The sequence below is a fragment of the Pseudonocardia sp. GCM10023141 genome (assembly GCF_042653605.1).
Map to the genome: position 1 here is coordinate 1 of NZ_JBHSIR010000020.1, position 20,589 is coordinate 20,589.

Sequence of the window (20,589 nt, forward strand, 5' to 3'; positions counted from 1 at the left end):
GTTGGTCAACCGGTTGCCGCTCGTGCACGCGGCGTTGTGGGCGGGGCGGTTGGATCATCACAAGGCGCGCGTGTTCGCCGACTACCTCGCTGACCTCACCGACCGCCAGATCGCGGTGATCTGCACCCGGCTCGTATCGTCCGCGCAGGGCTGGACCACCGGACAGCTGGCCGGCAGGTTGCTGCGGAAAGTCCTGGCCGTGGATCGGTCGTATGCACGGAAGAAGTACCAGGCCGCGGTCCGGGAGCGTGGTGTCACCGGCCATCTGGCGCCGGATGGCACGGCGACGATGACCGCACATGGGTTGACCCCGACCGAGGCGGCTGCAGCCGCGGCACGGGTGGAGGATCTCGCGGACACTGTCCGCCGGGCGGGGCATCCGGGCACGGTGCAGCAGGTCCGTGCGGATCTGTTCGTGCGGTTGCTCGATGGGAGCCTGACGGGGTTGGGGCGGGCGGAGATCATCGCGGTGATGGTCGCCGAGGGCCGCACCGCCGCCGCCCAAGATGCCGCCGCCCAAGATGCCGCCGCCCAAGATGCCGCCGCCCAAGATGCCGCCGCCCGGGGTGACGCTGATGCCGCTGCTGCTGAGGAGCCATCGGGTTCGTCGGAGCAGCCGCCGCCGAGCAGCGTGCCGGAGCCGATCGCATCGGAGCCGATCGCATCGGAGCCGATCGCATCGGAGCCGACCGAGCCGGAGCCACAGCCGAGCGCGCACGGGTTCGGGTTGGATCATGAACCGGTGGGCGTTCGACCCGCACCCGCCGGTCCTCGGGAGGGTGTGGTGGTGCGGGTCGGGGTCGCGACCCTGCTCGGCTTTGATGATCATCCGGCGGAGTTGCCCCGGTGGGGCCCGGTCCTGGCCGAACAGGCACGGGAACTGGTGCGCCGCCAGCGCAGCGCGCAGTGGTGGTTCGCGATCACCGACCCCGACGGCTACCTGGTCCACGGCGGCATCACCACCCGCCGCCCCTGCCCGGCCACGCCCGGGTCGGCATGCCGGGGTGGGGTCGTGGAGATCCACCTCCCGCTGACCTTGTTGCAGGAGTTGGCCGCGCGCAGCGATCTCCCCGACCACTGGGCGACCGTGATCACCGACATCGCCAACCAGTACGCCCGCCGCACGGATGCGACAGCGGGTACCGATCCGCGGGCCCGGTTCGCCCGCGCCGCCCTGGAGCGCCACGTCCGGATGCGGGACCGGACCTGTGTCGGGCCGGGATGCCGCCGCCACGCCGTGCGTACCGAGCTGGACCACACCCGCGACTACCGGTTCGGCGGCCAGACCGTCGAGGAGAACCTGGACTGCCTGTGCGCGTTTCATCATGCGCTCAAACACCGCGGCGGCCGGCGGCTGTGGCAGCCGGTGCCGGGGCATTTCGTGTGGCGCTCCCCGCTGGGGCGGGTCTACCGCACCCGGGGCGCCCCGATCGGGCCCGACCTACCCGAGCCGATCCCACGAGAGGAGGAACCCGAGGTGACCGACCGCTCGGGCGCGAAGCTCGACCGGCCGATCCTCGAGCCACCCTGTGCCCGCGAGCCCGATCCACCGCCGCCACCAGCGGTGGATCTCGACGACCTCCCACCGTTCTAGAGCTGGTCGGGGTACGACCCGTAGATCGCTTCCGGGGCGTTGGTGGCCAGCGCCCAGTACCGGTCGCCGTAGGACCAGTGCCACCATTCCGTCGGGTAGTTGACGAAACCCGCGGTCTGCAGCGCCGTGCCCATCAGCGCCCGATTGCGCCGCGCGTGGTCTCCGATCTCCAGGTGGCCGGTGTAGCACGCACCGTCGGACTGCTCCGGCGTCGCGTTCACCGGCGTGCCGAGGTCGAGCTCCACACCGTCATCGGTGCAGAGGGTGAGGTCGATCGCCGCCCCCGCGCTGTGCGGCGCGAGCTCCGGTGGGCTGACGTAGCGGCTCGCCGCCATGCGCAGGCGATGGTCGTCCCAGTCCGGGTTCGCGCGGCGCAGCGAGTCTCGGTACCCATCGAAGATCTGGCGCTGCAACGGGGGAGGGCGGAAGCCCTCGAAGATCATCAGTCGCAGTCCGGTCGGCAGCGCCTCCCCGGCGCGCACCAGCCGCTCCACGACCCCGGACCGGGCCTTCGCGTACGCCCCATCGCCATCGGCCATCAACGCCGAGACGACGAGCGTGTCGCACTCCCGCACGTCGAGCAGCCGCTCCCCGTTGTCGCGGACCGACACCGCCACCACCAGCGGATCCGCCATCAACACGATCTCCGACGATCCCGGCCCCGCACTGTCGTTCTGCACGTTCCCCCCACGCGGTCTCACGACGTCCCCGGGCGCGATCAGCGCAGGCCGACCCGCCGGTTGAGCGCGAGCTGGATGAGGCGCTCCACGAGCTGGGGATAGCTGATGCCCGAGTGCGCCAGCAGCTGCGGCGCCACCGACAGGCTGGTGAAGCCCGGCATCGTGTTGATCTCGTTGAAGACGAGCCGACCGTCGGGGGTGTAGAAGAAGTCGACCCTGGTCAGGCCCTCGCAGCCCAGTGCTTCGAACGCGAGCACCGCCATGGTCCGCAGCTGCTCGGCGACGTCGGCGGGGATGTCGGCCGGCACCGTGACGTCCATCTTCCCCGGCTCGTACTTCGCCTCGAAGTCGAAGAAGTCGTGGCCGTCCTCGACGTGGATCTCGCCGGGGGCGCTGGCCAGCGGCGGCTCGTCGGCCGGCGACTCCACCACGGCGCACTCGATCTCCCGGCCGACGATCGCGGCCTCCACCAGCACCTTCGGATCGTGCGTGCGCGCGAACTCGACAGCCGTCTCCAGCTCGTCGCGATCGCGCGCGGCGGAGATGCCCTGGCTGGAACCGGCGCGGGCGGGCTTGACGAACACGGGCCAGCCCAGCGCATCGACGTCGGCGAGCACGCGCTCGCGTTCGAGCCGCCAGGCCCGGTCGGTGACCACGACGTAGCCGCCGATGGGCAGCCCGGCCGCGGCCATCACGGTCTTCATGAACGCCTTGTCCATGCCCACGGCGCTGGCGAGCACCCCGGACCCGACGTACCGCACGCCGGCCAGCTCCAGCAGGCCCTGGACGGTGCCGTCCTCGGCGAAGGCGCCGTGCATCACCGGGAAGACGACGTCGACGGCGCCGAGCTGCACCGGCACCTGGCCGGGCTCGAAGGCCACGAGCCCGGCGGTCGGCAGCGCCACCTCGGTGCCGGAACCCTCCACGGCGGGCCAGGTGCTGCCCTCGACCTCGAAGCGCTGCTTCTCGGCGGCGAGCACCCACCGGCCCTCGCGGTCGATGCCGATCGGGATCACGTCGTAGCGCTCGTGGTCGATGGCGGCCAGCACGCTCCCGGCGCCCAGCAACGACACGGAGTGCTCGGAGTTCTGACCGCCGAAGAGCACCGCAACACGGGGTTTGGCCATGCCCGTCACGCTAACGGGGACTACACGGGCGTCAGCGCGGAGCCCTTCTCGAACCAGGCCGCGAGGTTGTCGACGACCAGCTGACCCATCGCGCGGCGCGTCGGAACGCTCGCCGAACCGACGTGGGGCAGCAGCACGGCGTTGTCCAGGTCGATCAGCGCCTGCGGCACGCGCGGCTCGTCGGCGAACACGTCCAGACCCGCGCTGCGGATGATGCCGGTGCCCAGCGCCTCGATCAGTGCCGTCTCGTCGACGACGGTGCCTCTGCCGATGTTGATCAGGATGCCGTCCGGGCCGAGCGCCTTCAGCACCTCGGCGTCGACGATGTTGCGGGTGGCCTCGCCTCCCGGCACGACCACGAGCAGCGTGTCGACCTCGCCCGCCATCTCCAGCAGCGACGCGTGGTAGCGGTACGGCACGTCCTTGCGGTGCCGGTTGTGGTATGAGACGGTCATGCCGAACAGCTCGGCCCGCTGCGCGATCACCTCGCCGATGCGGCCCAAGCCGAGGATGCCGAGGCTGCGCCCGGCCATGGACGCCGGTGTCAGCGGGTAGGCGCCCTCGGCGGCCCAGCGGCCCGCGCGCAGGTAGCGCTCGGCCCGGCCCAGCTCGCGCACGGTCATGAGCAGCAGCCCGAACGCGGTGTCGGCCACCTCGTCGTCGAGCACGCCGGGGGTGTTGGTGACGACGACGCCGCGCTCGGTGGCCGCTGCGACATCGACGCTGTCGTAGCCGACACCGAAGTTGGCGATGATCTCCAGGTTCGGCAGCCGGTCCATCAGGTCCGCGTCGAGCCCGACCTGGCCACCGGTCGCGACGCCACGCACCTCCGCCCCGCGCGCGGAGAGCACCGCGTCGCGGTCGTCGGCCTCCCACAGCCGCAGGAGCTCGAAGCGCTCCGCGCAGCTGTCCACGACGGACTCGAGCATCGGGGCGGGCATCAGCACGATCGGGCGGGGCACGGCACTCCTCAGTGGTCGGCGGGTGATGGCGGGCCGGAGACCTGACCGTATCCACAATGCCCGTCGTCGCGCTCGCCGCGAGGCGGAGATGAGGCACTCAGTAGCCGGAGCTCCCACCGCTCTCGGCAGGCGTGGGAGCCGGGGTCGGCGCGGCCGCCGGCTTCCCGTCGACGCCGACGGCCCGCCAGGCGCCGTTGACACCCTCACCGTTCACATCGCCGGGCTCGGCGTCCTTCGCGAAGCGGTAGAGCGGCCAGCCGCCCAGCGTGAGCTGCTGGCTGCCGTCGGGACGTCCGACGGTGCCGATGAGCTGCTGCGGGATGCCCCGCACCGCCGGCACCCCGTCGCCGAGCACCGGCGGCCAGCTCGTGGCGCAGCTGCCGGTGCAGGTCGACGTCGACGGGCTCGGCTTGTCCTTGTCGAACCGGTAGAGGGTGAAACCGTCGCTGGTCACGACCGTGCCGAACGACGTGCTGGTCGCGGCGAGCCCGCCCGCGGGGGGCGGCCCGGCCACGGCGGCGCCGCCGACCGGGGGTGCCTCGCGCGCCGGGACCGCCTGCATCGTCGATCCGCAGGCCGCGAGGGGGATCAGCGCGGCGAGCAGCACGGTGGCCGCCGGAAGGGATCGAAGCGATCGGGTCGTCATGGCGGGTCCTGTTCTGGTGGGGAGCTGTTCGGGAGGGGGAGCAGGGCGCGCTGACCGTAAGGAGGTCCGCTGCGTCCGGGTCGCGACGCTGAGGAGCCGCGCCGGCCCGCGGCGCTCCGGACGCGCCGGCCGGGCGCGCGCTGCTCCGTTCGTCTCAACGTCCTGCTCCGGACGCCGACGGTGGCTCTCAGGCGGGTTGGTGCTCCGCTCGCCCACCCGCCGCTGCCACTGATCCGGTCATCGGTCGCCGACCGGTCGGAAGCGGATACAGCGGGCACCGGCGGATCGCCGAACGGGTCCGATCGGTGTCCGACCGTGCTCGGACGAGCACATGCTGAAGGCGTTACCCGGCATCCGGCGCAATTCGTGGGACGGATGGAGCAATTCGCGACCATTCGTCGCGCCTGACGCCGCTTCGGGCCCATGGCGCTCTCAGGTTCGCAACCCGGGCGCGCACCGGGCTCTTACGGTCAGCCGCCATGAGCGAGGTCAGGATCGAGTCGATGATGGACCGCGAGAGGTCCGTCCGCAGGATGTACCTCTCGGCACTCGGCGTGGTGATCGCCGGTCCAGCGCTGCTGTGGCTCGCCGTCGCCCCACCCGGGCCGCTGTGGCACCGGCTGTCGGTCATCTCGGGCCTGCTCGCCCTCTCGGCCATGGTCTGCGCGGCGATCCTGCCGAGCCGGCTGCGGTCGCTCAACCGGGCGTTCGGCATCGAGACCGTCATCGAGGTCCACCGCTTCCTCGGTGTCAGCACGGCCGTGCTGACGCTGGCGCACCTGGCCTGCGTCGTGGCGGCGGACCCGGCCAACGTCGCGCTGTTGAACGTCGCCAGCGCGCCGGCCCGCGCGGTCGCGGCCGTGAGCGCGACGGTCGCGCTGGTCGCGCTCGTCGTGACGAGCGTGCTGCGAAGGCGCCTGCGCCTGCCCTACGAGGTGTGGCGGGGCATCCACGTGCTGCTCGGCGCGGTCGTGATCGTCGCGTCGGCCGTGCACGTGTGGTTGCTCGACCACATCGTCCGCACCACCGTCATGCAGGTGGCGGTCGTCGTGCTGCTGGCGCTGGTCGCGGGCGTCGGGGTGTACCGCTGGGTGTGGCGGGCGCTGCTGGACCCGTCCACGGAGTTCGTGGTGCACGAGGTGCGTCCGGAGAGCCCGAGCGTCAGCACCCTGGTGCTCGAACCCCGCGGCGGCCGCCACGCCGGCCTGGACAGCTGGGCCTTCGCGCCCGGGCAGTTCGCCTGGATCCGCCTCGAGCGCACCCTCACCGCGGAGGAGCACCCGTTCAGCATCGCCTCCAGCGCCCACCTGGGCCTGACGGAGTTCACGGTGCGCCACAACGGCGACTTCACGCGCACCCTGCGGTCGCTGCCGCCCGGCAGCCCGGTGTGGGTCGACGGCCCGCACGGTGCGTTCACCAGCGACATCGGCTCCTGCGAGGGGCTGGTCATGATCGCCGGCGGGGTGGGGGTGACCCCGATGATGAGCATGCTGCGCACCGCGGCCGACCGCGGCGACCGCAGGCCCTACCGGCTGGTGGTGGTGGCGAGCGCGCCCGATGACCTGCTGTTCCGCGAGGAGCTCGGCTTCCTGCAGTCCACCCTCGACCTGGTCGTCACCGAGGTGCTGCGCCGCCCGCACGAAGGTTGGCACGGCCACACCGGCGACCTGGGCGTGAGCCTCATGTCCGTGGTGCTGCGCACCGTGCCCGACCCGGGCGACCTCGACTACTTCCTCTGCGGGCCACCGGCGCTCGTCGACAGCGCACTCGACGTGCTCGACGTCCTCGACGTCGCCGCCACCCGCATCCACACCGAACTGTTCGACTTCGTCTGATCGCGCCCCACTGGCACTGCACGTCTCCCCGAGAGAGGTACGTCTTCCATGCTCCGCCGGATCCCCAGGTTCCTGCGCGTCTCCGTGCTGGCCGCGGTGGTGCTCGCCGTGACGGTGTCGGTCGTCCAGTCGTGGTCCACGGGCGCGCCCGGCACCGGTGGCTGGGTGCAGACCCAGTGGGGCCCGCTCGGGCCCGCCGACCGCGACCTGCTCGTGAAGGTCCGACTCGCCGGGCTGTGGGAGGGCCCGACCGGGCAGCAGGCCGCCCAACAGGCCGTCAACCCCGCCGTGAAGGAGGTCGGACGTGTCATCTCCACCGAGCACGCCACCCTCGACGCGGAGGTCCGCAAGGTCGCCGACCAGCTGGGTGTCCTGCTGCCCACCAGCGCCAGCGCCCAGCAGACGGCGTGGATGCAGGAGATCTCCGCCGCCAGCGGCTCCGACTACGACCGCGTGTTCATCCAGCGGCTGCGCGAGGCGCACGGGATCGTGCTGCCGATCATCTCCGAGGTGCGGGTGAGCACCCGCAACGAGCTGATCCGCCAGTTCGCCGACACCGCCGACAAGTTCGTGCGCGGCCACATCCAGCACCTCGAGGACAGCGGGCTCGTCGACTACGCGAAGCTGCCGGACCCGCCCACCCCCGGCCTGCTCGCCGGTGACCGGTCGATGGCCGACCTGATCGTGCCGATACTCGTGTTCGTCGCGGCCCTGCTCGCCGCGGTCGGCATGGCGCTGAGCCTGCGCCGCCGCCGCGGTGAGCTCCCGGGCCGGGAGAACCGGCGCACCCGCCAACCCGCCATCGTCGAGGTGGAGCCGAACCCGACCCCCACCCCCGCTCGTGCCGTCGCCGCGATCCCCGCGCAGCGCCGACCGCGCGAGGGATCGGTCGAGGAGACGGGCCCGATTCCCGTCATCACCAGCAGTCCTGCCCCGAGCACGGCCACCCGGTCGCGCCACGTCCAGTCCGGTGCCGGTGCCGTCGAAGCCACCGGCCCGCGTCACGCCGTCCGGCGCTAGCTCCCCAGCCTTCTTCCGCGCCGGACCCGCCGGTGGGTCCCCGCCCGCCGGTCCGCTCCCCAGCGACCCCGATCGGAACAACCCCATGCCCCTCGACCCGATACCCGAACCGACCCCCGCCCTGCAGGAGGCCATCGAGAGACAGCGCAGCAGCCGCCGCCGGCTGGGCATCGTGGTGCTGGCGATCCTCGTCTGCATCCTGCCCACGGCCTGCGACGCCGCCTACGGCGCGACCCCGAAGGGGTCGCAGTCCCCGCCCGGCACCGGCACCGGCACCGGCAGCACCGGCACCGGTGCGGCCGGGCACGGCGGACACGCCGGTCACGGCGCTCCGGCACCCACCGTGGCGCCCACCGTGGCGCCCGGAACCGCCCCGACCACCGCCCCGAACTCTGGTACGGCACCCACGACGGCCCCGGCCGCAACGACGACGCCGGCGACGACGAGCCCCGCCCCCACATCAGGTGGCGCTGCGCCGGCCCCACCGGTCGACAACGGGCTCGACCTGCTCGGACGCGACTGCACGGGTAGCGACCTGACGCCGCACACCGGGTTCCAGATCGCCCCCGCATGTGTCAGCACCGAGTTCGGTGAGGTCGCCGACGAGGACAAGAGCCCGTCGCTGCTCATCACCGACGCCCCGACGACGATCGCGGCCGGCACCCCGTTCACGATCAAGGTGAGCACCCGCAACCTGGTCCGCGACCGGTTCCTCGGTGCGGCGGCGGGTGGCTACTACCTGGAGAGCTCGTTCCTCACCCCGGACGGCCTGCAGCGCGGGCACTTCCACACCGCCTGCCGGATGCTGCCGAGCACGACCGCCGCACCCGATGCCGCGCCCGTGCCCGACTTCTTCCTCGCCACCCAGGACGGCGGTGGTGGCGCCACCCCCGACACCGTGTCGGTGACCGTGCCCGGCCTGCCGTCGAAGGGCACCGCGCAGTGCACGTCGTGGGCGGGGGACGGCTCGCACCGCATCCCGATGATGCAGCGCGCCAACCAGACCCCGGCCGTCGACTCGGTGCGCATCACGGTCTCATGAGCTCCTCGGCACCGAGACGCGATCCAACGCCCGTTCCCGAGGCAGGCGCACCCGAGATAGGCACTGCTGCGGCACTGGCCCCGATGGTCGAGGTCTGGTTCCGGATGCTCGAGGAGCACGTGCCCGACACCGAGCTCCGGTGCCGCTCGTGCACCAACGGCGGCACCGGTGCCCGGCACACCCCGTGGCCGTGCGCGTTGCGGACGGTGGCCGAGACCGCGCGGGAGCGGTTCGCCGCGAGCTCGGGGCCGGTCACCGTCCCGATGCCGCGCGGTCCGGTGGACGGCCCGCCGCCGCGGAAACGGCGGCTCCGCGGGCTGCATGGCCCGACGCGGGTACTGACCTCGCGGGAGCAGCAGTACCTCCAGCTCGCCGCGGACGGCTGCCCCGACGAGGAGATCGCACGGCAGCTGGGCCTGCCGCACGTGCTCGTCGGCACGACACTGCGCCGGCTCGGTCGCAGCCTCGGTGTGGCGGACCGGGGCTCGTTGCTGGTGCTGGCGATCCGGGAGGGGGTGATCGGCTAGCCGTTGCCGTTCCGGTGGGCAGGGACCGAGGTGGAGCCGGTCCGGCCCGCCATCCCCCACGTCAGCAGGGTGGCCCTCCAGACGTTGAGCGTCAGGAAGGCCACCTTGCTGACGTCGGGTAGCCCGCCGGCTGGGCTCACCCCGGCGGCTCGTAGCGCCCGTCCACGGCCGTCCAGCCGCCGTCGACGGTGAGCACGCTGCCCGTCACGAAGCTCGCGGCGTCCGAGGCCAGGTAGACCACGGCCCCGGCGAGCTCCTCGGGCTGCGCCCAGCGCCCCAACGCGCTCTTCGCGGCGTAGGCGCCGTGCCATTCCGGGTCCGCCTGGATCTGCGCGGTCAGCGGGGTCTCGACGACCCCGGGCGCGATCGCGTTGACGCGCACCCCGCGCGGGCCCAGCTCGGCCGCCGCGGTGCGCAGCAGCTGCACCAGCCCGGCCTTCGTCGCCGCGTAGACGCCCTGCCCGGGCTCCACGGTGACGGCGCGGATCGACGAGAAGCCGATGATCGAGCCACGACCGCGCTCGGCCATCGGGCCGCCGAACGCGCGGATCAGGTCGAACGAGGCCCGCAGGTTGAGGTCCACCACCCGGTCGAACTCGTCGTCGGCGTAGGCCAGCAGCCGCTTGCGGACGTTGGTGGCTGCGGTGAAGACCAGCACGTCGACCGCCCCCAGCTCGGTGCCCGCGGCCCGCACGGCCGCGCGGTCGAGCACGTCGAGGTGGTGGGCCGTGGCTCGCAGCCCCGCCAGGCCGATGCCCGATGCGGTCGCGATGGCGGCGTCGAGGTCCCGGTCGGCGCACAGCACGTCCGCGCCGTGGGTCGCGAGCGCCATCGCGGCCTCCCGGCCGATCCCGCTGCCCGCGCCGATGACGACGGCGCGGCGGCCGTCGAGCCGGAAGAGCCGGGTGTAGTCCATCAGGTGCCCCCGATTCAGGCCGGTCGGATGACGGCCATGCGCGTGACGGTCAGTTCCTCCACGGCGAACCGCGGGCCCTCGCGGCCGGCACCGGAGTCCTTGACGCCGCCGTAGGGCATGGTGTCCGAGCGGAAGCCGGGCACCTCGTTGATCACCACGCCGCCGACCTCCAGGCGGTCGATCGCCCGGAACGTCGATGCCAGCGAGCAGGTGAAGACGCTGGCGTGCAGTCCGTAGCGCGACGCGTTGACGGCGTCGAGCGCGGCGTCGAGATCCGGCACCCGACGCACGCAGACGACCGGGCCGAAGATCTCCTCGTCCCAGGCGAGCACACCGTCGGGGACGTCGACCAGCATCGCCGGGACGTCACCGATCCGCGTCGCACCCGCGGCGACGGCCTCGTCGACCCAGGCCGCCACCCGCTCCTGAGACGCGGTGTCGATCAGGGCCGAGACGCGCGTGCCCTCCTCCCGCGGGTCGCCGACGGCGACGTCGGGCAGGCCCGCGGCGAGGCGGTCGATCAGCGCGTCGGCCACCGCGTCCTCGACGAGCACGCGCTGCACCGAGATGCACGCCTGCCCCGACGCGTAGAACGCGCCGCGCAGGATCGCCGACGCCGCCGCGTCCAGGTCGGCGTCGGCGGCGACGACCAGCGCCGCGTTGGACCCCAGCTCCAGCAGCACCTTGCGCGGTGCGGCGTCGCGCGCGATCCGGTGCCCGACCGCGGCCGACCCGGTGAACGACACCGCACCGATCCGGGGGTCGGTGACCAGCGTCGACCCGACATCGACGCCGCCGGTCACCAGCTGCGCCAGCGCGGCGGGCGCCCCGCACGCCACCGCGGCCTCGCGCAGCTCGTGCACCAGCCACAGCGTGGCGAGCGGGGTCTGCGGGGCGGGCTTGATCACGATCGGGCAGCCGGCGGCGATCGCCGGACCGGCCTTGTGGGCGGCCAGCAGCAGCGGGTAGTTGAATCCGGTGATCCCGATGACCACACCGATCGGGCGGCGCGTCCAGAAGCCGATCAGGCCATCGCCGGACGGCAGCAGGTCCAGCGGCACGGTCTCGCCGTGCAGCCGCGACACCTCCTCCGCCGACGCCTCGAGCGTCACGAGCGAGCGGTCGACCTCGATGCGGCAGTCGATCAGCGGCTTGCCGGTCTCGAGCACCAGCAGTTGCTCCAGCTCGCCGCGGCGGGCGGCGAGCGCGTCGCGGGTGCGCAGCAGGATGTCGCGCCGGGTCCGGGACGCCACCGCGGCCGCCGCGGGACGGACGGCGACCGCGGCGTCGAGCGCGGCCCGGGCGTCGGCGACGGTGCCGACGGGGGCCTGCCCGATCACCGAGCCGTCGTAGGGGAAGCGGACGTCGGTGGTGGCGGCGGGCACCCAGCTGTCGCCGATGGGGAGGCCTGCCGGCGTCCTCCCCGTTGCAGGAAAGCCACTTTGCCGCAACGACGTTGCAGGAAAGTGGCTTTCCTGCAATCCGGGGTCGGGCTCGAACGGCGCCGTCATGACCGCAGGAACCGGTCGGCGGCCTCCGCGTAGATGTGCGTGCACCGCACGATGTCCTCCACCTCCACGAACTCGTCGGCCTGGTGCGCGATCCACTTCCCTCCCGGCCCGTAGACGACCGTGGGGATGCCCGCGTCGCGGGTGAGGATCGTGCCGTCGGTGGCGCCGGGCACCCCGCCGTAGCGGGCCGGCTCGCCCGCCACCTTCTCGTGCGCCCCCGCCAGCGCGACGACGAGCGGGTGGTCGGGCGCGATCTCCACGCACGGCCGGTCGTCGACGACCGTGACCTGCGCGGTGACGCCGTCGGGTGCGCCCGCCTCCTCGGCGAGCGCGGCGATGCTGCTCACGAGCAGCGCGTGATCGACTCCGGGGATCGTCCGCGCGTCGATCGCGACCGTGGCCCGCGCGGGGATCACGTTGATCTGGTCGAGCGCGCCCGCCCGCAGCACCGTCGGCGTCAGGTAGACCGGCCCGAGGTGCTCGTGGACGCCGTGCTCGGCCTGCAGCCGCTCCTGCAGCCCGGCGAGCGCGACGAGCAGCCGTCCCAGCGGCGCCACCGGGTTGCGGCCGTGCTGGGGCATCGCGCCGTGCGCCATCGCACCCAGCAGGTCGACGCGCACGCGCACCGCGCCCTTCGCCGACGTGCAGATCTCGCCCTCCTCGGGCTCGCAGATGATCGCGCCGCCGACGGTTGCGGCGACCGCGGTGGTGGCGAACTGCTTCGCGCCCAGCATCAGCCCTTCCTCGTCCACCAGCGCGCACACGAGCACGCGGCCGGGGAACGGGCCGGCGAGCTGCAGCGCGCGGGTGGCGTGGATCATCGCGGCCACACCTGACTTCATGTCGGCCGACCCGCGGCCGTACAGCCTGCCGTCGCGGATCTCGGCGCCGTACGGGTCGACGGTCCAGCGGTCCAGGTCGCCCTCGGTGACGACGTCGGTGTGGCCCTCGAACATCAGCGTCGGGCCGGGCTGCCCGCCCTCGACGACCGCGACGACGTTGGGCCGACCCGGCGCCACCTCGGTGATCTCCGGTTCCCAGCCGAACCCGCGCATCGTCGCCGCCACGAGCTCAGCGGCCGGGGCCTCCCCGAGCCCCGGCTCGTTGACGGTGCGCAGGCGCACCAGCGCCTGGGTCAGCTCCACGACGGATCGCTCGTCGACGGGGAAGGTCATGTGTTCTCCTGCACCGGGTTCCCGTGGGCGAGATCGGCCGCGGTGCGTCCGGCCAGAGCCGCCCTGATCGTGGGGACGGCCGCCACCAGCCGCTGCGTGTACGGATGCTCGGGTGCGTCGGCCACCCGGGCGGCCGGACCCAGCTCGACGATCGCGCCGTCGTGCATCACCGCGATCGTGTCGCAGACGTGGCGCACCACCGCGAGGTCGTGCGAGACGAACACGAGCGTCAGCTCGTAGGCCTCGGCGAGGTCGGTGAGCAGGTTGAGGATCTGCGCGCGCACCGACACGTCCAGCGCGCTGACCGGCTCGTCGGCCACCAGCACCGACGGCCGTGGCGCGAGCGCGCGGGCGATCGAGATGCGCTGGCGCTGGCCGCCGGAGAACTGGTGGGGATAGCGGTCGGCGGCGTCGGCGGGCAGCCCGACCGCGTCGAGCAGCTCGCGCACCCGCGCGGGCACGTCGACGCCGCGCTTGCGGGCGAGCGGTTCGGCCACGATGTCGCGTACCCGCATCCGGGGGTCCAGTGAACCCATCGGGTCCTGGAAGACCACCTGCACCTCGTCGCGCAGGAACCCCAGGCGGCGTTCCGGCTGCCCGCCGACGTCGCGGCCGTTGAACGTGATGGTGCCCGCGGTGGGGGAGTCCAGCCCGCAGAGCAGCCGGATCAGCGTCGACTTGCCCGAGCCCGACTCGCCGACGATCCCGAACCGCTGCCCCGCGGCCACGTCGAACGTGACACCGCGCAGCGCGTGCACCTCGGGGCGCGCACCGAACAGCGACGTTCGGGGGCGGCGGTAGCGGCGGTGGACCTCGCGCACGCTGAGCAACGGGTTCGGCGACTCAGGCATGGGCACCCACCGGGTGCCAGCAGGCGTACCCGCCCTCGGCGGGCCGCGGGCTCCACGCCGGCGGCACCGCGCACTCGGGCGTGGCATGGGCGCAGCGGTTGCGGAACACGCACCCGTCCGGGAACCGGCCGGCGGCAGGCACGGTGCCCGGGATGGTACGCAGCCGCCCGGCGTCGCTCACCGCCAGGTCGGAGGCGTCGAGCAGCCCGCGCGTGTAGGGGTGGCGCGGTGCGGTGAAGACCTCGGCCACCGGGCCGGTCTCGACGATCCGGCCGCCGTACATGACCATGACACGTTCGCAGACGGTGGCGACCACCGCGAGGTCGTGGGTGATGAACAGCAGCGCGGCGTCGCGGGCCGCGACCCCGGAGACGATGAGGTCGAGCACCTGCGCCTGCACGGTGACGTCGAGCGCGGTGGTGGGCTCGTCGCACAGCAGCACCGCGGGGTCGTTGGCCAGCGCGATCGCGATCATGACGCGCTGGCGCTGGCCGCCGGAGAGCTGGTGCGGGTAGGCGCGGGCGGCGCGGGCCGGATCGGGGAGCCGGACGCGCGCGAGCATCTCGATCGCCGCCGCGCGCGCCGCTCGCCGATCCGGGTGGGTGCGGTGCAGCAACATCACCTCGCCAACCTGGTCGCCGACGCGCTGCACGGGGTTGAGCGCGGTCATCGGCTCCTGGAAGACCATGGTCAGCGCGGCGCCGTGCACCTTCGCGAGCTGCGGCTCCGACGCGCCGACGAGGTCGTGGTCGACGCCGGCGAGGCGCACCGAACCGGTGGCGCGCACGCCGTCGGGCAGCAGCCCGGCCACCGCCAGGGCGGTGAGTGACTTGCCCGAACCGGACTCGCCGATCAGCCCGACCCGCTCGCCCGCGGCGACCTCGAACGCGACGTCGGAGACCAGCGTGAGGGCGGACGTCCCCACGCTCAGGCCCCTGACCTGCAGCGTCGGTGCCGACCCCGCGCTCACCGGCGCTCCAGCTTCGGGTCGAACCGGTCGCGCAGCCCGTCGCCGAGCAGGTTGAAGCCGAGCACGGCCAGCGCGATCGCGAGTCCCGGCCACAGTGCCAGCTCCGGGTGCACGTAGAGGACCTGCTGCGACTCCTGCAGCATCCGCCCCCACGACGGCGTCGGCGGGCGGGTGCCGAAACCGAGGAACGACAGTGCCGCCTCGGCCAGCACGGCGATCGCGAACGACACCGACGCCTGCACGAGCAGCAGCCCCGCGGTGTTGGGCAGCACGTGGCGCAGCGCGATGGCCGGGCGCGGGCGGCCGGCGGCCCGGGCCGCAAGCACGTACTCGGTGGCGAGCACCTGCATCGTGCCGCTGCGGGCCAGCCGGGCGAACGACGGGATCGTCGCGATGCCGATCGCGACCATCGCCGTCAGCGTGCTCGGGCCGAACACCGCGCCGAACATGATCGCGAGCAGCAGCGCGGGGAAGGCCAGCACCAGGTCGTTGCCGCGCATCACCAGCTCGCCCAGCCAGCGCGGGGCCATCCCGGCCAGCACGCCCAGCGGCGTGCCGATCACCGCGGCGATCCCGACGGCCACCACGCCGACGAACAGCGTGGTGCGCGAGCCCACCATGAGCTGGCTGACCACGTCGCGCCCGAACACGTCGGTGCCCAGCCAGTGGGCCGCGCCGGGGGAGGCCATCCGGGCCGTCGCGTCGATCTGGATCGCGTCGTAGGGCGTCCAGACGAACGAGACGAGCGCGGTGAGCACCACGACACCGACGATGACACCGCCGGTGAGCGTGCTGGCGCCCGGCCCGCGCCTCACGTGCTCCTCCGCAGCCGCGGGTCCAGCACGGTGTAGAGGATGTCGACCACGAAGTTGACGATCAGCACCGCCAGCACCAGCACGATCACGACGCCCTGCACGAGCAGCAGGTCGCGGTTGGCGACCCCGTCGAGCAGCAGGCTGCCCAGGCCCGGGATCACGAACACCCGCTCGATCACGACGGCGCCGATGAGCAGCGTCGCGAGCTGCAGCCCCAGCACCGTGACGACCGGGACGGCGGCGTTGCGCAGCCCGTGGCGCACCAGCGCGCGGCCCGGGGTGAGGCCCTTGGAGCGCGCGGTGCGCAGGTAGTCCTCGCCGAGGACGTCGAGCACGGCGGAGCGGACGTAGCGGGTGAGCACCGCGGCCTGCACCAGCCCGAGCGCGAGCGCCGGGAGGATCAGCCCGCGCACGAACGCGCCGGGGTCCTGTGCGGGCGGCGTCCACCCGCCCGACGGCAGCCAGCCCAGCCGCACCGCGAACACCGTGACCAGCAGGATCCCGGCCAGGAAGCTCGGTACCGCGACGCCCACCTGAGACAGCCCGGAGATGATCGTGCCGCTGGGGCGCCGGTGGCGCACCGCGGCGACGACGCCCAGCGGCACCGCCACCACGATCGACACGACCATGCCCGTCAGCACCAGCCAGGTCGTGACCAGCAGCCGGTCGAGGACCTGCGGCCCGATGTCGGAGTGCGTGACGTAGGAGCGGCCGAAGTCGCCCGTGGGCAGCCCGCCGACCCAGTCCAGGTACTGCACCGGCAGCGGCCGGTCGATGCCGAACTCCGCCCGCAGCGACGCGACCGCGTCGTCGGTGGCGCTGACGCCCAGCGCCACCCGCGCCGGGTCGCCGGGCAGCACCGCCATGAACAGGAACACGACGACCGAGGCGACCAGCAGGCTGACGACGAAGATGGCGACCCGGCGCGCCAGCGAGACGATCACTAGGCGCGCGAGAGGGTCGTCAGGTCCAGCGCCTCACCGATCCGGTTCTTCGGCAGCCCCTTCACGTCGGTGGTCGCCACGATGAGGTTGGGCAGCAGGAACAGCCAGTCGGCCGCCGCGTCCTGCGCGATGGTGCGCGCCACCTGCCTCATCGTGGCCACCTGCTGGTCGGCCGGACCGCTGTCGGCCTGGGCCAGCAGCGCCGCGACCTGCTTGTTGTCGTAGCGCCAGTAGTAGCTGGGGTCGCCGAACGTGGAGATGTCGCGCGGCTCGACGTGCGAGACGATCGACAGGTCGTAGTCGGCGTTCTTGAACACCTGCTGCAACCACTGCGCCGGGAACTCCATCGGCTCGATCTGCGCGTCGATGCCCACGGCCTTGAGCTGGCTCTGCACCACCTGTGCCGACGCCACGGCGTAGGGCAGGTTGGCGATCCGGAAGCGCAGCTTCAGCGCGGGCTTGCCGGCCTCGGCGAGCAGCTTGCGCGCGGCGTCCGGGTTGTACGGCGTGACGTCGGGCAGCGGCTCGTACCAGGGGTCGGTCGGCGGCACCATGCTGTCGATCAGGGCACCGCGCCCGGCCCAGGCCGTGTCGAGCAGCGCCTTGTGGTCGATCGCCATCGCGATGGCCTGCCGGACCCGGACGTCGCCGGTGGGCGCGGTCGGGGTGTTGTTCATGGCGAGCACGACCTCGCCGTTGGTGGTGCCCTCGATCACCTGGAACCGCTTGTCGCTGGTGAACTGGGCCAGTGATTCGGGCGCCTGGACGGTGCCGATCACGTCGATGCCCTTGGTGAGCAGCGCGTTGGTGGCGGCCGTCGCGTCCTTGAAGTACCGCAGGGTCACCTTGCCGATCGCCGGCTTGGTGCCCCAGTAGTTCGCGCGGGCCGTCAGCTCCAGCGCGTCGCCGTGGCGGAACGCCGTGACCTCGTAGGGCCCGGTGCCCACCGGCTTGTTGGCCAGGTCGGCGATACCGGACGGGCTGAACATCGCGCCGATGCGCGTGGTCATGCGGAACAGCCAGTTGTTGCTGGGCTGGCTGAGCACGACCCGGGCCTGGGTCGGCGACACCGCCGTCACCGACGAGACCACCGACATGCCCGACTTCAGCGAGACGGTCCAGTCGGCGGACTTGACGCGTTCGATGCTGAACTTGACGTCGCTCGCGGTGAAGGGCTGCCCGTTGGAGAACGTGACGCCCTGGCGCAGCGTGAAGTCGTAGGTGAGGCCGTCCGGGCTGACCGTCCAGGACTCGGCCAGCGCCGGCACGATCTTGCCGGTGTCCTGGTCGATCTTGACGAGGCCCTCGTACACGTTGACCAGCAGCGCCTCGGGGATGGCCGCACCGTCGGTCTTCGTGAAGTCGAGGTTGGCGGGCTCCGCGGTGAGGCCGATGGTCAGGGCCGCGTTGGCACCGGGGCCCTGGGTGCCCTGGGTCCCCGAACCCTGGGCAGTGGAGCCCGCGGAGCAGGCGGCCGTGGCGGCAAGGACCGCTCCGGCGAGTAGCGCCACCGCGGTACGGAAGTGCGATCGACTCACCAGAAGATCCTCTCGAAGGCTGGTCAGACCAGTAGCCTCAGTGCGGCGTCACCCTGACACGGGGTCCGACACAGGTCAATCGCAAACACCGGGGAGGCTGATCGACGTTGCCGGAGTCGCCACCGTTCGAGCCCGTCCGCCCGGTGCGGGCCTACGAGCGCATCGTCGAGCAGGTCGAGGACCGCGTGCTGCGCGGCCAGCTCGTCGCGGGCGAACGGCTGCCCAGCGAGCGCGAGATGATGGCGCAGTTCGCGGTGGGCCGCTCCACCGTGCGCGAGGCGCTGCGGGTGCTGGAGAGCGGTGGGATGGTGCGCTCGCGCCCTGGCGACCCCCGCGGGCCCGAGATCATGCCGTTCGCACCGGAGACGCTGCGCAAGTCGATCTCCCGGATGGTGCGGGTGGAGGGCGTCGGGCTCGGCGAGCTCGTGCAGTTCCGGATGCTGCTGGAGGGCTCGGCCAACCAGCTCGCCGCCCGGCTGGCCAGTGCCGCGGAGCTGGCCGAGATGGACGCCGCACTGGCCGCCATGGCGGCGGCGATCGACGAGGGCTACGAGGCGTTCAGCCGCGCCGACGTCGCCTTCCACGAGGTGGTGGCCCGCGCCAGCCGCAGCACCCTGATCCAGGTGTGCGGCGAGGTCGTGCGGGGAGTCGTCCTGGGGCTGATCTCCCACAAGATCGCCCACGCCGCCGACCGGCGCGACCTCATGGTCGAGTCGCTCGGCCACCACACCGAGGTGCTCGACGCCGTGCGCAGCCGCGACGGCCAGCGCGCATCGCGACTGGCCCGCCGGACGCTGCACACCTACTACGCCGGCTACGTCGCGGACGAGGAGCAACAGCTCCTGGATGCGCTGTTGGACTGAGCGGCGGGAGCACCCCGTCCGAGCGGCTCGAGAACCTGTCGCGTACACCTTGACGGGTGCACGAGATCGTCGACGTCGCCGTGGTGGGGGCCGGGCCCGCGGGCGCCGCGGCCGCACTGCGGGTCCTGCAGCTGCGCCCGGACGCCAGCGTCGCCCTGCTCGACGCGGCGGACTTCCCCCGCGACAAGACCTGCGGTGACGGCATCGCCGCGCACGTGCTGGAGCTGCTCGACGCGCTCGGGGTGCCGGGCGTGCGATCGCTCGGGCCGGCAGTGCCCGGGATGGTGCTGCGCAGCCCCGGTGGGCGCGTCGTGGCCCGCACCTGCGCGCGTCCCAACCACGTGATCCCGCGGGCGGTGTTCGACGCCCACCTGGTGGCCGCGGCCGTCGACCGCGGGGCGAAGCTGCACCGCCACCGCGTCCGCGGCATGCAGGTGCTCGCCGACCGGGTGGTGCTCGACGACACGTTCGCCGCCCGCACCGTGATCGGTGCCGACGGCGCCAACTCGACGGTGCGCCGCCTGCTCGGCGCCCCGCGCACGCCTCCGACCGCCACCGCCGTCGCGATCCGCGGGTACGCGCCCAGCACCGTCGACCCGGACGCGCTGGTGATCGAGTTCGCCCGGGGGAGGTACCCGGCCTACGCGTGGTCGTTCCCGATCGCCGGGGGCGGCTCGAACGTCGGGTTCGGGGTGTTCGACAAGCGCGGCGGTGGCTCCCGACAGGAGATGCTCGCCGCGATGGCGGCGCTGCTGCCCGGCCACGACCCGGAGCCCGAGACGGTGCGGGCCCATCACCTGCCGCTCTCGATCGGTCCCCGCCACCATCCCGACGGTCGCGTCCTGCTCGTCGGTGACGCCGCAGCGCTGGTCAACCCGCTCACCGGGGAGGGCATCTTCGACGCCGTGGCCTCCGGCGTGCTGGCCGGACGGGCGGCGCTGCTCGGTGCTGCTGCCGGGTCCGAGCACCGGCGGGCGATGCACCACACCTTCGGCACCCACCACCGCGACGGCGCCGTGCTGGCGCGCCTGATCCCGCACCCGCGCTTCCTCGACGCGGCGATCATCGCCGCGGCCCGCAACCAGCGGGTGTTCGACGCCGCGGTCGATCTGGGGCTCGGCCGCGGCACCGCACCCGCTCACGCTCTGGGACGGGTACTGGCCAGTTACGCGCAACTTTCACTCGGACGAGTGTGATGGGCGCCACAGTTGCGCTCGAGAACGGGCATTCGACCGCGCCTTCCGCCCAGGTCCGTCGTTGTACGGAAGACGACCGGTCGGCCAGTACCGGCGCGAGGGGGAGCTAGCCATGGTCGGTGATGTCGCAAACGGGCGGCGCGTTGCCGGGGCGGGTGACGTCCCGGAGGATGCTGCGCCCGCAGCATTCGGCCCGGGCGCGGTGATGGCCGACGGCCGTCCCACCGGTGCCCCGAACGCGCCACATGGCGCGCCCTACAGCAATGGCGCGGCCCACGGCAACGGCGCGCCGTACGGCCAACCGGGTGATCCCGAGCTGGTGATGGAGCAGAGCCGGGCGCGCCGGCGCGCCGCCGAGTCCGCCGCTGCCGCCGCCG

Annotated in this window: 20 protein-coding genes and 1 pseudogene; 8 read left to right on the forward strand and 13 right to left on the reverse strand. The window is 73.1% G+C overall.

Annotation, left to right across the window (positions count from 1 at the left end):
• Positions 1-1,594 (forward strand): HNH endonuclease signature motif containing protein (locus tag ACFPFQ_RS10170; RefSeq protein ID WP_379617201.1); only part of this gene is annotated, 1,594 nt, incomplete at its 5' end.
• On the opposite strand, the gene ACFPFQ_RS10175 is transcribed toward ACFPFQ_RS10170, so the two are convergent.
• The 4 genes from ACFPFQ_RS10175 to ACFPFQ_RS10190 form a co-directional block, all read right to left on the reverse strand.
• Positions 1,591-2,274 carry a M15 family metallopeptidase gene (locus ACFPFQ_RS10175; protein ID WP_379617203.1) on the reverse strand — a complete coding sequence of 228 codons (684 nt, stop codon included), beginning with the start codon at positions 2,272-2,274 and terminating at the stop codon, positions 1,591-1,593. The genes ACFPFQ_RS10170 and ACFPFQ_RS10175 overlap by 4 nt on opposite strands.
• A gap of 38 nt (positions 2,275-2,312) precedes the next feature.
• The gene (locus ACFPFQ_RS10180; RefSeq protein WP_379617205.1) at positions 2,313-3,401 is read right to left on the reverse strand and encodes a D-alanine--D-alanine ligase family protein; all 1,089 of its coding nucleotides are present in this window, start codon (positions 3,399-3,401) and stop codon (positions 2,313-2,315) included.
• 20 nt (positions 3,402-3,421) lie between these two features.
• Positions 3,422-4,363, reverse strand: coding sequence for a 2-hydroxyacid dehydrogenase (locus tag ACFPFQ_RS10185; RefSeq protein WP_379617207.1), 942 nt, complete (start codon positions 4,361-4,363; stop codon positions 3,422-3,424).
• Between the two features lie 97 nt (positions 4,364-4,460).
• Entirely contained in the window at positions 4,461-5,009 is a 549-nt protein-coding gene (locus ACFPFQ_RS10190) for a hypothetical protein (RefSeq protein ID WP_379617209.1), read from the reverse strand.
• Between the two features lie 479 nt (positions 5,010-5,488).
• Between ACFPFQ_RS10190 and ACFPFQ_RS10195 the strand changes: the two genes are divergently transcribed.
• From ACFPFQ_RS10195 to ACFPFQ_RS10210, 4 genes are all read left to right on the forward strand, one after another.
• Positions 5,489-6,844, forward strand: coding sequence for a ferric reductase-like transmembrane domain-containing protein (locus ACFPFQ_RS10195; RefSeq protein ID WP_379617211.1), 1,356 nt, complete (start codon positions 5,489-5,491; stop codon positions 6,842-6,844).
• A gap of 48 nt (positions 6,845-6,892) precedes the next feature.
• Entirely contained in the window at positions 6,893-7,864 is a 972-nt protein-coding gene (locus ACFPFQ_RS10200) for a DUF4142 domain-containing protein (protein WP_379617213.1), read from the forward strand.
• 85 nt (positions 7,865-7,949) lie between these two features.
• A complete protein-coding gene (locus ACFPFQ_RS10205; RefSeq protein WP_379617215.1) occupies positions 7,950-8,906 on the forward strand; it encodes a hypothetical protein in 957 nt (318 codons plus the stop codon).
• Between the two features lie 83 nt (positions 8,907-8,989).
• Positions 8,990-9,433 carry a response regulator transcription factor gene (locus tag ACFPFQ_RS10210; RefSeq protein WP_379617217.1) on the forward strand — a complete coding sequence of 148 codons (444 nt, stop codon included), beginning with the start codon at positions 8,990-8,992 and terminating at the stop codon, positions 9,431-9,433.
• Here the strand turns inward: ACFPFQ_RS10210 and ACFPFQ_RS10215 are convergent.
• The 9 genes from ACFPFQ_RS10215 to ACFPFQ_RS10255 form a co-directional block, all read right to left on the reverse strand.
• Positions 9,430-9,573, reverse strand: a complete 144-nt coding sequence (locus ACFPFQ_RS10215; protein WP_379617219.1) for a hypothetical protein — start codon at positions 9,571-9,573, stop codon at positions 9,430-9,432. The genes ACFPFQ_RS10210 and ACFPFQ_RS10215 overlap by 4 nt on opposite strands.
• Positions 9,570-10,349 carry an SDR family NAD(P)-dependent oxidoreductase gene (locus tag ACFPFQ_RS10220; protein ID WP_379617220.1) on the reverse strand — a complete coding sequence of 260 codons (780 nt, stop codon included), beginning with the start codon at positions 10,347-10,349 and terminating at the stop codon, positions 9,570-9,572. Before ACFPFQ_RS10220 ends, ACFPFQ_RS10215 begins: the two co-directional genes overlap by 4 nt.
• A 14-nt stretch (positions 10,350-10,363) precedes the next feature.
• Complete coding sequence (locus ACFPFQ_RS10225; RefSeq protein WP_379617222.1) at positions 10,364-11,734, reverse strand: aldehyde dehydrogenase family protein; 1,371 nt, start codon at positions 11,732-11,734, stop codon at positions 10,364-10,366.
• Between the two features lie 122 nt (positions 11,735-11,856).
• Positions 11,857-13,035, reverse strand: coding sequence for a M20 family metallopeptidase (locus tag ACFPFQ_RS10230; RefSeq protein WP_379617224.1), 1,179 nt, complete (start codon positions 13,033-13,035; stop codon positions 11,857-11,859).
• Entirely contained in the window at positions 13,032-13,886 is an 855-nt protein-coding gene (locus tag ACFPFQ_RS10235; RefSeq protein ID WP_379617226.1) for an ABC transporter ATP-binding protein, read from the reverse strand. Before ACFPFQ_RS10235 ends, ACFPFQ_RS10230 begins: the two co-directional genes overlap by 4 nt.
• Positions 13,879-14,856 (reverse strand): ABC transporter ATP-binding protein, encoded by a 978-nt coding sequence (locus ACFPFQ_RS10240; RefSeq protein ID WP_379617228.1) that lies wholly within the window; start codon positions 14,854-14,856, stop codon positions 13,879-13,881. Before ACFPFQ_RS10240 ends, ACFPFQ_RS10235 begins: the two co-directional genes overlap by 8 nt.
• Positions 14,853-15,671, reverse strand: a complete 819-nt coding sequence (locus tag ACFPFQ_RS10245) for an ABC transporter permease (RefSeq protein WP_379617230.1) — start codon at positions 15,669-15,671, stop codon at positions 14,853-14,855. Before ACFPFQ_RS10245 ends, ACFPFQ_RS10240 begins: the two co-directional genes overlap by 4 nt.
• Entirely contained in the window at positions 15,668-16,612 is a 945-nt protein-coding gene (locus tag ACFPFQ_RS10250; RefSeq protein ID WP_379617238.1) for an ABC transporter permease, read from the reverse strand. Before ACFPFQ_RS10250 ends, ACFPFQ_RS10245 begins: the two co-directional genes overlap by 4 nt.
• A 2-nt stretch (positions 16,613-16,614) precedes the next feature.
• On the reverse strand, positions 16,615-18,153 hold the full coding sequence (locus ACFPFQ_RS10255; RefSeq protein WP_379617232.1) for an ABC transporter substrate-binding protein: 1,539 nt from the start codon (positions 18,151-18,153) through the stop codon (positions 16,615-16,617).
• A 107-nt stretch (positions 18,154-18,260) separates the two neighbouring features.
• On the opposite strand from ACFPFQ_RS10255, the gene ACFPFQ_RS10260 reads away from it, so the two are divergent.
• The 3 genes and pseudogenes from ACFPFQ_RS10260 to ACFPFQ_RS10270 form a co-directional block, all read left to right on the forward strand.
• Complete coding sequence (locus ACFPFQ_RS10260) at positions 18,261-19,016, forward strand: FadR/GntR family transcriptional regulator (protein WP_379617234.1); 756 nt, start codon at positions 18,261-18,263, stop codon at positions 19,014-19,016.
• A gap of 56 nt (positions 19,017-19,072) precedes the next feature.
• Positions 19,073-20,212, forward strand: coding sequence for a geranylgeranyl reductase family protein (locus ACFPFQ_RS10265; RefSeq protein WP_379617236.1), 1,140 nt, complete (start codon positions 19,073-19,075; stop codon positions 20,210-20,212).
• 112 nt (positions 20,213-20,324) lie between these two features.
• Positions 20,325-20,589 (forward strand): annotated as a pseudogene (locus ACFPFQ_RS10270) (hypothetical protein); the annotation flags it as partial.